This is a genomic window from Deltaproteobacteria bacterium (assembly GCA_016208165.1).
In the GTDB taxonomy this organism is placed as follows: Bacteria; Desulfobacterota; Desulfarculia; order JACQYL01; family JACQYL01; genus JACQYL01.
Genome location: JACQYL010000041.1, coordinates 45,350 through 58,024, shown reverse-complemented (window position 1 = coordinate 58,024; position 12,675 = coordinate 45,350). Strand labels below are relative to the sequence as shown.

Sequence of the window (12,675 nt, the reverse complement as noted above, 5' to 3'; positions counted from 1 at the left end):
GGGCGGCGCGACATGCCGCCCTATCGATGGCTCTGCGCATCACAAAAGGGCCTCGTGCAGAGAGCGTGGGAAACAGAACCCCGATGCGCCCTAGGCTCTACCGCCAGGACCTATAGAGACATATCGGCAGATATGACGATCTGATAAAGCCTTTGTTCAACGAAACGTAATTTGTCTATTATTCTGGAAACTTACTGCGGAATCCGCGCAAATGTATAAGGATTTTGCTTACATCTGTGATCCCACCTATGTTAGGGTATCGGCGACACGATCCGCGTAACGCGCGGCATGGGTCGATAGCGTACCATTGGAACGGATTGTGTTCCGAGAAGGGCAACTTCGGAGAGGTTCCCCCGGACTTTCTTCAACTATCCCGAGAATGACCGCACTGCCCATTGCCGGGCGTGCGAGCCCCCTGCAACTCCTGGATTTCCCGGACGCCCCCCGTTTTCTGTAAACCAGGAAAACGGAACGGCGGGGCCTGCAATACGCCGGTGGAGGTACACATGGAGCTTTCTTCTTCCGAGTTTCGTGACGCCTTGGCCAAGGAAATGGATCCGTCCGAACTTCAGAAAAACTTTCTGACGGCGCTGCTCGACCTCCAAAACGTGGAGCGCGGCTCGATTTGGGTTAAAGAAGGGGATGAGATCGTATGTGTGGAGGCGACAGGGGAAGAGAACGAGCTGATTCGTGGAGTTCGTATCAGTGCTCACAAGCCCAGTTTCGTGGGGTGGGTGATCCAAAACCGGAAGATGACCATCGGACGGCCCGGTGTGGACCCCAGGCACCACGGCGCCATTGAGAAAGGGTTTGAGGTCAAAAGCACCCTTATACTCACGTTTCCCTTGTTCCTCCGAAATGGAGAAGTGTACGGGGCCCTCCAGCTCATCGATACGAGCGCGAATCGAACCCGACTCAATCTGGACGAAGACTACCTCAAGCTGCTGCAGAACCTCGTCAATATAGGGTCTATCGCCATTGCCAGTTCCCTCGCCTATCAGGATCAAATTCACGAAAACCGGCGCCTCGAGGAGATCATCCGGGGACTGAGGGATCAGGTAACCGTTATCGGTCAAAGCCCTTCTTTCCTGAACGCGCTGAAACTGGCCCGTGATTACGCCATGACCGATTTCCCCGTGCTGATCACCGGAGAAAGCGGCACGGGTAAGGACGTTATATCCAACGAAATACATCGCCTGAGCGAGCGGCGCTCGAAACCGTTTCTCGTCCAGAACTGCAGCGCCATACCCGAGACGCTTCTGGAAAGCGAGCTCTTCGGGCACAAAAAAGGCGCCTTTACCGGCGCGGACAAGGACAGAAAAGGGTTGTTCGAAACAGCCAACGGCGGCGTCGTATTCCTGGATGAAATCGGGGACATGCCCTTACAGTTGCAGGCGCGGATATTGAGGGTCATTGAAAACAAAGAGATCAAGCCGCTCGGAGGGAGCAGCACCAAGAAAATCGACGTCCGCATCATCGCAGCCACGCACAAGGATCTCAAAGAGGCCATCGCCCAGGGACAGTTCAGACAGGACCTTTTCTACCGTCTCAACGTGTTGCCGCTGCGTCTCCCGGCTTTAAGGGAAAGGCCCGAGGATATCCCTCTGCTGTTAAACCACTTTATCAAACGGGAGACGCTGCGTCTGGGCATTCCTCAGAAAAAAGTATCGAAAGAAGCCTTGCAGCGCCTTCGTGATTATCCCTGGAAGGGGAACATTCGCGAACTCGAGAATTTCGTCAAATACATTCTGGTCATAGCGGCCTCGGACGCCATCGACGTGGAAGATCTTCCCCCACAGTTCCTTCAAGACGATCCCCCGGAGCCCGTCGAAAACCGGGACGGGAAGGAAAATGACGCGTCAGCGGGAGCCGTATCCCCCGACGCCGGCCCGCAGGAGCCCCTGTCCGAGTATAGTTGGAGGGAACTGGAACGGCGGTATTTCCTGGAACTGCTGGAAAAAAACAAATGGAGCGTCACCCGATCGGCTCGAGATGCGGACATGAAACGAACCACCTTTGACGCGAGAATGCGGAAGTTGGGCATCAGCAGAAACTGACGCTCCGGTTTTCCTCGACCGAGGAGGGAAAGGTCCGGCGATGGCGATTCCGCAGAGGATCGGCGAACGCAGGACGGTTTGCGCCGTTGCGCCGGCGGGCCTTGGAAAATCACCTGGTCCCTGAAATGAGGATGGGGGGCAGGAGCCCCCCAGTGGCGCGAAGAAGGAATGAGGTGGGGATGGAAGGAATAGGAGGAGGCGGAATTTATGCGAAGAACATCGAAATCACCGATGCGATCACCACGGAGTAGACCAGCATCACGGATACAAACGATTCTGCGCTCATTTCAGCCTCCTAAATATGCGGTTGGATCGAAAGTGGCCCTTTTCTGTTTTCGTCCCTTGCCCGCGTATAATGCAACGCCTGTGCCAATCCGGGACCGGGAAAGAGGGGTCGCGAGATCGGGAAGCAGGGATCTGACGGGAGGACGGCGGTTTCCCTTTTAGAACCCGGAGGTTGGCTTCCAGGAACGGCGGCTTGAAAAGGATGAATGCAAACTGGTTTTGTGGGCGCGCCGGCGGCCCGGAGCGGAAGGAAACGGAATCCATTCTCGACAATTTGTCAACTGAATGTTATGTTGACGATATAACGGCAATGCGCTGAGTTGGTGTTCGGCTAGAAGCGAAGGCTGAAACCGGAATGACGGCGAGGCGCGAGTGGTCTGTGGCGAGGAAACAAAGACCTTTCGGAAGGCTCGATACGGGTGGAAAGCCGTCTTTGAGTTCCGCAAGCTCCGATACCCGCCCGGCGAACGAATCAGGAGAGCCGGAGGCGTTTGAAACATTCGCTTTATCCACCCCATCAACCCGTTTGTATTCCCGTGGCTAAATTAGGTACAATAGGTTTATTCTGTTTTTCTGATTTCCGTAATCCGGGAATGTAGATCGGAGCCGGGAGGCCGGAGCCTTGCGTTCGACGACCGTGCATGGGCTTAAGCCGGCCGCTATTCCACGAAACTTGTTTACTTCCGGTGCGTCGTTGATCCCAGGTATCGGCCTCTTCCGTCCGAACGGCCGGCGCCATCGCGCGACCAACGAACCAGCCCCACGGTGTCCCTGATGGGAAAAGGAAACGTCCGGATTTCCATTCGATACAAATTGTTCGCCGTCATCACGGTTCTGATCATCAGCATGACTACCGTTATCGGGACAGTGATGATCCGGCGTCAAAAGAAGCAATACCTGGACCAATTGGTCCAGTTCGGCGTATTCGTGGCTTCTTATCAGGCCCAGGCCTGCGCCGAACCGCTCCTCTACGCAGACGAACTGGCCATGTCTCTCCTGGTTCGGGACGTCAGCCGCAATCCGCAGGTAGTCGAGGCCATGGTATTGGACAAGGACGGTATTATTCGCGCCCACAACAACCTCGAGAAACTGGGAACTTTTTATGTCGCCCCCCGAAATACCAATTCCACGGACGAGTTGGGCCGGGTCACCCTGCACCACCTGATCGATCAAAAGGAATCCCTCCTTGAATTTGTCAGCCCGGTCGAGTACCCGGACATGAGAATAGGCACCGTCCATCTGATCCTTTCGAGAAACTATATCGATCGGGACATATCGCAGGCCACCTGGTTCGTGATCGGGCTGGCGGTCGTGCTCATGGTCGTGGGCGCAGGATTGTCCCTGATCCTGAGCACCGTTTTACTCAAACCGATCCAATCTCTGGTGCGGGGCACCCGCGAAATTGCCGGCGGAAATTTCGATTTCCACGTTGATGTCCATAAGAACGACGAGATGGGCGACCTCGCCAACGCATTCAACGGTATGGCTCGGGATCTCCAGATGAAACGCGTGATCGAGGAATCCTTTGGTCGTTACGTGTCGCCCCACATTGTTGACCGGATCCTCGAGAACCCGGACCAGATCTGGGTGGGAGGCGCCAACCACGAAGTCAGTCTATTCTTCGCCGACATCCGGGGATTCACAACCCTGACCGAGCGCATACCTCCGGAGGAACTGCTCGCCTTATTGAACGGATATTTTTCCCTCGCCACCGAAGTAATCGTCAAACACAGAGGCTATATCGACAAATTCGTCGGTGACGCCGTAATGGCCGTTTTCGGCGCACCCGTGGCGGACCCGGACCATCCGATCAACGCCGTACGCGCCCTGATAGACCTCCGCGACCGGATGGCGGACTATAACGCAGCCATCGGGAACGGCATCCAGTTGAGGGTGGGCATGGGAGCAACCTTGGGCCAAGTGGTGGCCGGAAATGTCGGCTCCCAGACTCGGATGGAATACACGGTAATGGGAGACACGGTCAACGTTGCCAGCAGGCTGACACAAATGGCGAAGCCCGGCGATATTCTCATCAGCAGCACGCTTTACCAGCGTGCATCATCCATGATCCGGACGGAAGAAGTGGGCGAAATCCACGTCAAGGGGCGAGAAAAGCCGGTCATGGTGTATCGTGTGCTGCGTTCGGAAACAGAAAGGAACGTACCTTGAACCGCTTCAACCCGTCTCTGCCGGCGATCATCCTGGTGTTGGTGTTCGCGGGATGCGTCACTCCGCCTCCCGGCATTCCAACTCCATCCGTGATCCGCTCGAGCGATTTCGTGATCCTCACAGCCGCCGAAGGAGATACGATTCCAAGCCTGGCAAAAGATTATCTCGGAGACGAACGGGACGGCTGGATCATCCGGGAGTACAATAAGAAGGATGCGATCAGCCCCGGAGACGAGGTCGTCATTCCGCTCCGATACGATCGAAGGGGCGGCCTCTATCCCGACGGCTACCAGACCGTTCCCATTCTGGTGTATCACCGATTTGGAGAGGTATGCCGGGACAGCCTCTGCGTGGCCGCCGATGTGTTCGACGAGCAAATGCGCTTCCTGAGCGACAACGGCTATAGCGTGATCGCCCTCAAGGATTTTTATGACTTCTGCCGGCTTGAAAAGACCATTCCCAAGAAATCGGTAGTGCTAACGGTGGACGACGGCTACCGTTCTTTCTATGACGTCGCGTGGCCCATTCTCCGCAAATACGGCTACACGGCCACTCTCTTCGTGTACACGGACTTTGTGGAAAGCGGAAAACGCGCCCTCCGCTGGGACGAGCTAAAAGAACTCAAGGAAGCCGGGTGCGAAATCGAATCCCACAGCAAGAGTCACGCGGACCTCACGTCCAAAGGAGCCGGAATGACCCCCGAGCAATATCTGGCTTGGGTGACCCAGGAACTTACGGCGCCTAAGAGAATCATAGAAGAACATCTGGATCACCAGACGGTCTTTCTAGCGTACCCGTTTGGACGCACTAACCCTTCGGTAGTAAAGGCTGCGGAGAACGCCGGATACCTGGCCGCCTTCACCGTCCAGGGAAGAGCCAACCCGTTTTTCGAGCCGCGCTATTCCATTTCCCGGACGCAGGTTTTCAATTCCACGGATATCGATGAATTTAGACGGCGGGTGACCGCCTTTCAAGAACAGGATTTGCGATGCAGCGACTCGGATATGCGCTAATTCTTGCTGTCGCCCTGGCGGCGATGGTGTCTTCATGTGCCGAGCTTCCAACAACGAAGGTTGATTCCGTGTCCCCCGACGGGTACGAAAGGTATGCCATGCTCGCCCGGCAGCACGAACAGTCGGGCGAACTGAAAGAGGCGAGGGAGTCTTGGGAACTCGCCCACACGTGGAGACCGGACGCAACGGAGGCCCAGGACTCCATCCGTCGACTGGACACACTCATCGCCCAAGCGTCCGAAAAAGCCTACTCCGAAGGAATCGAAGCCTGGAATAAAGGGCTGCCCAGGGCAGCGCAACGATATTTTCTCATTGCGTTGCGGCTGGACCCGAATAGAAAGGACGCCCTGGCCAAGTTTTTTGAAACGCCCCCGGAGCCGACGGGGATTCACGTCCACAAGGTCGGCCAGGGAGAAACCCTTTCGACCATCGCCAAGCTGTACTTTAACGATACGTCGAAATTTCGCGCTCTGGCGGATTACAACAAGATCGACGATCCGGCAAAACTGGTTATCGGGCAAAAGATCCTGATTCCCGGCGTCGAAGTGAGAAAAGCCGAGAAGCAGGAGTCCAAGCCGACGGAAGAGGTTTCGAAAGACGAAACCGAGGATGTGGCCAAGTCGTACCTCGAACACGGCATGAACTTGTATCGGGAGCAGGACTACGAATCAGCCGCTTTTGAATTCCATAAGGTGGTCAGTGCCGATCCCGATAACAAAGAGGTCGTAGGATACTACAAGGAAAGCCTGGTTTTGTGGGGACGCCGGCTTTTCTCCCAGGAGGATTACAGCGGAGCGTATGTCGCCTTCAAGAAGGTCGCCGAATTGGATCCCAACTACGATGGCTTGTCCGAGCAACTTGACGAAACCATCGCCCGCCTCAAGGATTTGCACTATCGAAGAGGGATCCAGCTTTACAAGCAGGAGAAGCTCGAAGAAGCGCTTCAAGAGTGGCAGATCGTCTACGACTTCGACCCGAATTACAAGAAGATCGACTATTACATGCAACGTTGCAGATACATCCTCAAAAAAATAAAGGAACTCAAGTCCTCCGGCACGTAATAATGAAAGGGATCTTTCCTACAAGAGTGTAGGCTGACAGGGCAGGCAGGTTTCGAGGCAGGCCGAACGCCGAACTGAACATAGTAAGACCGAGGCCCAAAGAGAAGTAATCGGAAACCTCTTATTCCCTGTTACAGCTTTGAGTGGTATAATCCCGTTGCTTTTCCCTGAGAATTGTTCATGGGGACGGCGTCTCCGCCGCGGCATGCTCCTCGGATCAGCGGGAGCGATGAATGCGCCGCGCCACCGAGTACGAATCCTAGTCATCACTTCACAAAGGGCTCGGCTATGGAAGACAGGCAAAAAGCGTTCTCAGGCGTGATGCCTCCCAAGGAAGGCCTCGAAATCGACTCGAAAGCCTTGGACCGCTACCTGAGCGCATATGTGCATGGATATGCGGGTCCGGCGGAAGTGGTCCAGTTCCGAGGCGGTCAGTCCAATCCCACGTACAGGATCGACACACCGCGAAAACGGTATGTGCTCCGGCGCAAACCTCCGGGAAAGCTGCTGCAGTCCGCCCATGCCGTGGATCGCGAGTACCGCGTCATCACCGCACTGGCGGAGACGGATGTACCGGTGCCAAGGACGTACCTTCTGTGCGAGGATCCGGAAGTCATCGGCACGCCTTTCTTCGTCATGGATTGCATGGAGGGACGGATATTCTGGGATTCGGCGTTGCCGGGGCTGGAGCCTAAAGAGCGCCGCGAAATATACTTATTCATGAATAAGACGATTGCATCGCTGCATAACGTGGATTTTGAAGCGCTCGGGCTTTCAGACTATGGGAAACCGGGCAACTACATCGCCCGCCAGGCAGCCCGATGGACCAAGCAGTATCGGGCCTCGGAAACCGAAGAAATCCCCGAAATGAACCGTCTTATCGAGTGGCTGCCGCAGCATATTCCGGAGAGCGATGAAACCTCCATCGTCCACGGTGACTTTCGAATCGACAATCTGGTGTTTCATCCCAAAGAACCGCGGATTATTGCCATCCTCGATTGGGAGCTGTCCACTCTCGGAGACCCTCGGGCGGATTTCAGTTACCATGGCATGATATACCAGATGCCGAGGGATATCTTCAACGGGATCGCCGGAATCGACCTGAGAAGTCTGGGCATCCCGGAAGAGGAGGAATACATATCCGCATATTGCCGGCGGACCGGCCGGCAAACAATCGAGAACTGGCGCTACTACCATGCCTACAATATGTTTCGCCTGGCGGCGATTCTCCAGGGGATCGTGAAGCGTCACATCGACGGCACGGCGGCGAGCAAACAGGCGGAGGAGATGGGCAGGATGGCCCGGCCTTTAGCCGAGTTGGGATGGTCTCAGGTCGAAAAACTACTCGAGGATTCGAAGCGCCAAAAGTAAACCGGCGCCCGCGAGATCCCGGGAATCCAATCATCTACGGTGTTTTTTCGGCGGAAGACGGCCTGTCCTAATTTGCCACTCCGCCCAAGGCCCATAAAACGGCGCACGAGGATATTCCCATAACCACATGGATTCACTAAATTTTCCCGGATTCCGGATCTCACTACGTTCGTCCGGAATGACCTTTCCGGACTTATGACGCAGCCTCGCAAGCCGGAATGAGGCCTGCTTAAAAGGTTTTGGGAGGGTTGGGGAACCCTTTTGCAAAAAGGGTTCCCCAAGTACCACTCATCAGACCTGTTCTTCCTTACTTAACGGTCCTGCCCCGGCGTTCCCTCAGAATGCGTCTCGCCACGGCCACCTTGTGCACCTCATCCACGCCGTCATAGATCCGGGACGCCCGTTCGTGCCTGTAAAAGTACGCCAGCGGCGTGTCGTCCGTCATGCCCAGACCTCCATGCACCTGAAGAGCCCGGTCCACCACTCTCTGAAGCACGCCCGCCGTGAAGAACTTGATGAGGGAAATCTCTTCCCTGGCTTCCTTTTGCCCAAGGGTTTCCATCTTCCACGCGGCGTGAAGCACCATAAGGCGGGCGGCCTGCATCTCCGCGGCGCAATCCGCGATCCAGGACTGGATGATCTGCTTGTCGCCGAGCATCTCTCCGGGTCCCATGGGCCGGGTGAGGGCGCGCGAGCACATGAGTTCGAAAGCCCTCCGGCAGATGCCGAGCCAGCGCATGCAGTGGTGGATTCGACCCGGTCCGAGGCGCTCCTGGGCGATGACGAACCCCTTTCCTTCCGGGCCCAACAGATTCTTCTGCGGAACACGGCAGGACTGGTACAGGATCTCAGCGTGGCTGGCCCAGTCCGTGCCCACGTGTCCCATGACGGGTATGTTCCGGATCCTATTGAACCCCGGAATATCCGTGGGAACAATGATCATGCTGGCCTGCTCATAAGGAGGACCTTCGGGGTTGGTTACGGCCATGACAATGGCAAAAGCGGCCCGATCCGCCGCGCTGGTGTACCATTTCTGGCCGTCGATCACGTAGTCCGAACCGTCCTTGACCGCCTTGGTGTCCATCATCACCGGATTCGATCCCGGTAGATCGACCTCGGTCATGGAGAAGCAGCTTCGGATCCGGCCCGCCACCAGAGGCCGCAGGTACGTTTCTTTCTGCTCGTCGGTACCGTACTTGTGCAAAATCTCAATGTTGCCCGCGTCCGGAGCCTGACAGCCGAACACGTACACTCCAAAAGGGCACTGAGCCAGCACCTCGGAAACCAACGCGTAATCCATGAGATCGAGCCCCATGCCCCCGTATTCGGGCGGATGGGGCGGAGCCCACAGCTCCATACGACGCACCATCTGCCGTTTCTCCTCGAGATCCGGAAGCAGGTCGACGAACGGTCGACTCAAGAACTCGGGCTCCATCGGAATGAGTTCCTTTTTCACGAACTCGTCCATCATCCCAGTGATGGTCTTCGCTCTTTCAGAAACCGTAAAATCCATGGGAAACTCCCTCCGAAATTTCGTGTGTTCAGGCGTAGGATAAGGGGTCAGGCGGCTCTTGGCTCACGTGGATCGTTCTTGATGGTTTCTCGCTCTGAAGGTCCCCCAGTCGAAAGATGAGAGAGATCGAAGATAGAAGACCGGCGCCGCTCAAACCCAAAACGCCATTTATCTGCCGGTCGGCGTGAACTCCATTTGAATCCCTTCCTCGATTGCCGGGATCCATATCTTCCTTACAATAAGAACTATACCTGGAAACCATTGGAAAACCAAATAACTTTCGTATTGTAGAAATCATCGTGTTGAATTCCTGCCCGTGGTCTCCCTCGGCCCTAAAGGATCGTGTCCGCACACAGGTAATAGGTTCGATGGACGGACACACCCTCACTCTCCACTACACGGCCCGTTTCTTCTTCACACTGAAGAGTCCTGAAATCAATGTCAGACAGGAGTTTCATAGATGAGCCTTGGCGATACGGAATTCAATAACGGTTTTAATTTTAAATAGTTACTATATAAGTTCATATAGAGCCTACCTTTTCGCTTCCTATCTGTGCACCTAACCGCCTTATTTTTTCTATCACAATCGAATCTTGCCTTAACATGCAGAAGCTATTGTGTATAATTTGATCATGCTTCAGTGGAAACCTGGGGCCGGCCGATTTTGAAAGGACCCGGATTCCGGCTTTCGCCGAAATGACGGTGGGAACAAACGGTTTTCAAGACCACCCTGTCAATAAACACGAAATCATTGTGTCAGAGCAAAGGAAAAACGAATCATGAAACATGCAGCAGAGATACGCCGTGTAAGGAAAGAAACGTACTTCAAACCGGTTAGCGGATGTATGGTCAGGTTCCTCGCCTGTTTGGCGGTGCTGGTTCTGGCCTTTGGCGCGGCTCCGGCACAGGCTGAATGGCCGCATGTAGTTCCCTCCAATGATGGCGTGCTCATTTCGTATGAGATCCATGGGGCCGGAGAGCCGACTCTGGTGTTCGTGCATGGTTGGAGCTGCGACGCTCGCTACTGGTCCGCCCAGGCGCCGGTTTTCTCCAAGACACATAGGGTTGTGTCGCTTGACCTTGCGGGGCATGGCCACTCCGGCGCGTCGCGTTTCGTGTACACCATGAAGGCGTTCGGGGAGGATGTTCAAGCCGTGACCGAGGCGACGGGGAGTTCAAACGTCATTCTGATCGGGCATTCCATGGGAGGCGTGGTGATTGCCGAAGCCGCCCGGCTGATGCCGGACCGGGTCCTGGGGCTCATCGGTGTGGATACCCTTCAGAACATCGAATACCCGATGACTCGAGAAGCACTCGAAAAGCTGATCGCTCCTTTGGAAAAGGATTTTGGGACCGCGAGTCGGCAGTTTGTCGGGGAGATGATTTCACCCGACGCCGATCCCCAGCTACGCGAGTGGATTCTGTCGGATATTTCCGCTGCGCCGCCGGTTGTTGCCTTAAGCGCCATGAACAACATGATGACCCTGTACATTACAAAGGAAGCGGCCGAACTATTTGATCAAATCCGCATTCCGGTGGTAGCCGTGAACGCGGATGTGTGGCCGGTGAACTATGAAGCCAACCGACGCCACATGTCTTCTTTTGACGCTATCATTCTGAAAGGCGCGGATCATTTTTTGATGATGAATCGTCCGGACGAGTTCAACCGCTCGTTGGAAACAGCGATTTCCATGATCTTGAGCAAAACCCCCAAGCCGTAGCAGTTGCACGGTGCGCAAAACGCGCCGTGACATCTGCAAGGCCCCCTATTTGAAATCAGAACGAAGTAGCGCCTGACACAGTGGGGGCGTTTTGCCATACGCCCCTGCCGTTTGCATTTCCCTCGCGGCTCTCGCCGGAGGCGGATTCCCCCCGGTGAACGATTACCAATCGTTTATGGGCCCAGGTCCGAACTCGATGCCTTGCGCGCATCCGTCTTCGGGCGGTACTCCGGGATCTTCCGTTCCGCGAGCTGAAAAACGACGATGTCAGGCCGGTATCGGGTGACCATGTCTTTCATGGGGAGCCCCTGTTCGTACGTTTCGTCCGTATACACACATTGCTGAAAGGATTGATCGAACAGATGGGTCAGGCGGGTGAGGAAGGAATCCCGCATGAAAAGCACCCGGAAGTCGTTAAAACCATTGGGGTTGATGATTTCGACGTTCGCATTGCGAGGCACGTTTCTTCTCGAATCCTCCCACAGCAACTTGAGCGGCGTTTTCTCCGAAACTTCGCAGGCTGAAACGGTGTTGAGATTCTGCTCGTACGTCATGAACACATTGTGATCGTGAACATACGGGTCCACTCGGGCCATGGTCGATAGATCGCCTCCGAAATCGTAGTCCCGGACCATGAAGTTTTTCATTTCGAGTCTTTTCAGCGGACCCAGGAGAGGTTCCATGCCTTTCATGGCATGCTCATACGCCACGTAGGCCCCGAGCTCGGTCCAATGGGTGTCGGTTTTGTGGTACAGGAAGTCGCCGTAGTCTTTCTTGGCGGTCCGCAGGGCGGGACGCAGATCGATGGTGCTCACCCCGATGGTCTCGAGCAGCTCGACCGCCCGGTCCGCGGCCTCCGAGGGGCGCGGGGAACGCACCCATTCCGGCAGGTATTCCGGATAGATCGTGTGCTTGTCCGGAGTGATCACCACCACGTATTCAACGTATAGGCGTTGGAGCCATTCTTTTTCCATCCGCCGGTCTTCCGCAAATCGCCGGATAGCAACTTCCGAAACCGCCGCCTGTCCGGTGTGTTTGGAAAATACACGCTCGTGCAGATCGCCCAGAAACATCCAGCCTTGGCGCCCCAAAACCACGCGCTCCGGATCCGGGGACACCTTCAGAACCTGGACGTCCAGTCGGCCGTTCAAGTCGATCAGGAAGCTCCTGAAGCCGAACCCGTCGGAAAACCAGCGGTCCAACGCTTCTGGAAGCGCCGCCATACCGGACCAGGTCCATTCCGTATTGGGAAAGGAAGCCGGCTCTCGATTCTCGATTTCCCGGAACGCTTCGGGCGTGGAAGTGCCTATACCCGCCATCATACCCAACATGGGTGCGAACAGGAGGGCCACAAACATCACATTCAGAAAACGATGAACATCGGCAGGATTGTTTTGTTTCATTGTCATCAACCACAGAGGGAAAACTTTTGAAAAAGTTTTCGAGCAGACGCCACCCTGCGGGAGGCGCTACAGGATAATCCCC

The 12,675-nt window shown here is 55.5% G+C and carries 8 protein-coding genes; 6 read left to right on the top strand and 2 right to left on the bottom strand.

Annotation, left to right across the window (positions count from 1 at the left end; genetic code table 11):
* The first annotated feature begins 506 nt into the window (after nt 1–506).
* From HY788_08890 to HY788_08870, 5 genes are all read left to right on the top strand, one after another.
* Nucleotides 507–2,057: a sigma-54-dependent Fis family transcriptional regulator gene (locus tag HY788_08890; protein MBI4774280.1), complete on the top strand. Its 1,551-nt coding sequence runs from the start codon at nt 507–509 to the stop codon at nt 2,055–2,057.
* 1,059 nt (nt 2,058–3,116) lie between these two features.
* On the top strand, nt 3,117–4,511 hold the full coding sequence (locus HY788_08885; GenBank protein ID MBI4774279.1) for a HAMP domain-containing protein: 1,395 nt from the start codon (nt 3,117–3,119) through the stop codon (nt 4,509–4,511).
* Complete coding sequence (locus HY788_08880; protein ID MBI4774278.1) at nt 4,508–5,524, top strand: polysaccharide deacetylase family protein; 1,017 nt, start codon at nt 4,508–4,510, stop codon at nt 5,522–5,524. The genes HY788_08885 and HY788_08880 overlap by 4 nt, the downstream gene beginning before the upstream one ends.
* Before the next feature lie 68 nt (nt 5,525–5,592).
* Nucleotides 5,593–6,585, top strand: a complete 993-nt coding sequence (locus HY788_08875) for a LysM peptidoglycan-binding domain-containing protein (protein ID MBI4774277.1) — start codon at nt 5,593–5,595, stop codon at nt 6,583–6,585.
* Nucleotides 6,586–6,873: 288 nt separating this feature from the next.
* Nucleotides 6,874–7,956, top strand: a complete 1,083-nt coding sequence (locus tag HY788_08870; GenBank protein MBI4774276.1) for a phosphotransferase — start codon at nt 6,874–6,876, stop codon at nt 7,954–7,956.
* A gap of 307 nt (nt 7,957–8,263) precedes the next feature.
* Here HY788_08870 and HY788_08865 read toward each other — a convergent pair whose 3' ends face one another.
* Nucleotides 8,264–9,469: an acyl-CoA dehydrogenase family protein gene (locus HY788_08865; GenBank protein ID MBI4774275.1), complete on the bottom strand. Its 1,206-nt coding sequence runs from the start codon at nt 9,467–9,469 to the stop codon at nt 8,264–8,266.
* Nucleotides 9,470–10,314: 845 nt separating this feature from the next.
* Between HY788_08865 and HY788_08860 the strand changes: the two genes are divergently transcribed.
* Nucleotides 10,315–11,190 (top strand): alpha/beta hydrolase, encoded by an 876-nt coding sequence (locus tag HY788_08860; GenBank protein MBI4774274.1) that lies wholly within the window; start codon nt 10,315–10,317, stop codon nt 11,188–11,190.
* Between the two features lie 173 nt (nt 11,191–11,363).
* On the opposite strand, the gene HY788_08855 is transcribed toward HY788_08860, so the two are convergent.
* Nucleotides 11,364–12,593 (bottom strand): hypothetical protein, encoded by a 1,230-nt coding sequence (locus HY788_08855; GenBank protein MBI4774273.1) that lies wholly within the window; start codon nt 12,591–12,593, stop codon nt 11,364–11,366.
* Nucleotides 12,594–12,675 lie beyond the last annotated feature (82 nt).

What these genes read in the sequence shown, in the direction of transcription:
- HY788_08870 (MBI4774276.1), top strand. Translation starts at nt 6,874, where the DNA reads ATGGAAGACAGGCAAAAAGCGTTCTCAGGCGTGATGCCTCCCAAGGAA.
- HY788_08860 (MBI4774274.1), top strand. Translation starts at nt 10,315, where the DNA reads ATGGTCAGGTTCCTCGCCTGTTTGGCGGTGCTGGTTCTGGCCTTTGGC.
- HY788_08890 (MBI4774280.1), top strand. Translation starts at nt 507, where the DNA reads ATGGAGCTTTCTTCTTCCGAGTTTCGTGACGCCTTGGCCAAGGAAATG.
- HY788_08865 (MBI4774275.1), bottom strand. Translation starts at nt 9,469, where the DNA reads ATGGATTTTACGGTTTCTGAAAGAGCGAAGACCATCACTGGGATGATG.
- HY788_08855 (MBI4774273.1), bottom strand. Translation starts at nt 12,593, where the DNA reads ATGAAACAAAACAATCCTGCCGATGTTCATCGTTTTCTGAATGTGATG.
- HY788_08885 (MBI4774279.1), top strand. Translation starts at nt 3,117, where the DNA reads ATGGGAAAAGGAAACGTCCGGATTTCCATTCGATACAAATTGTTCGCC.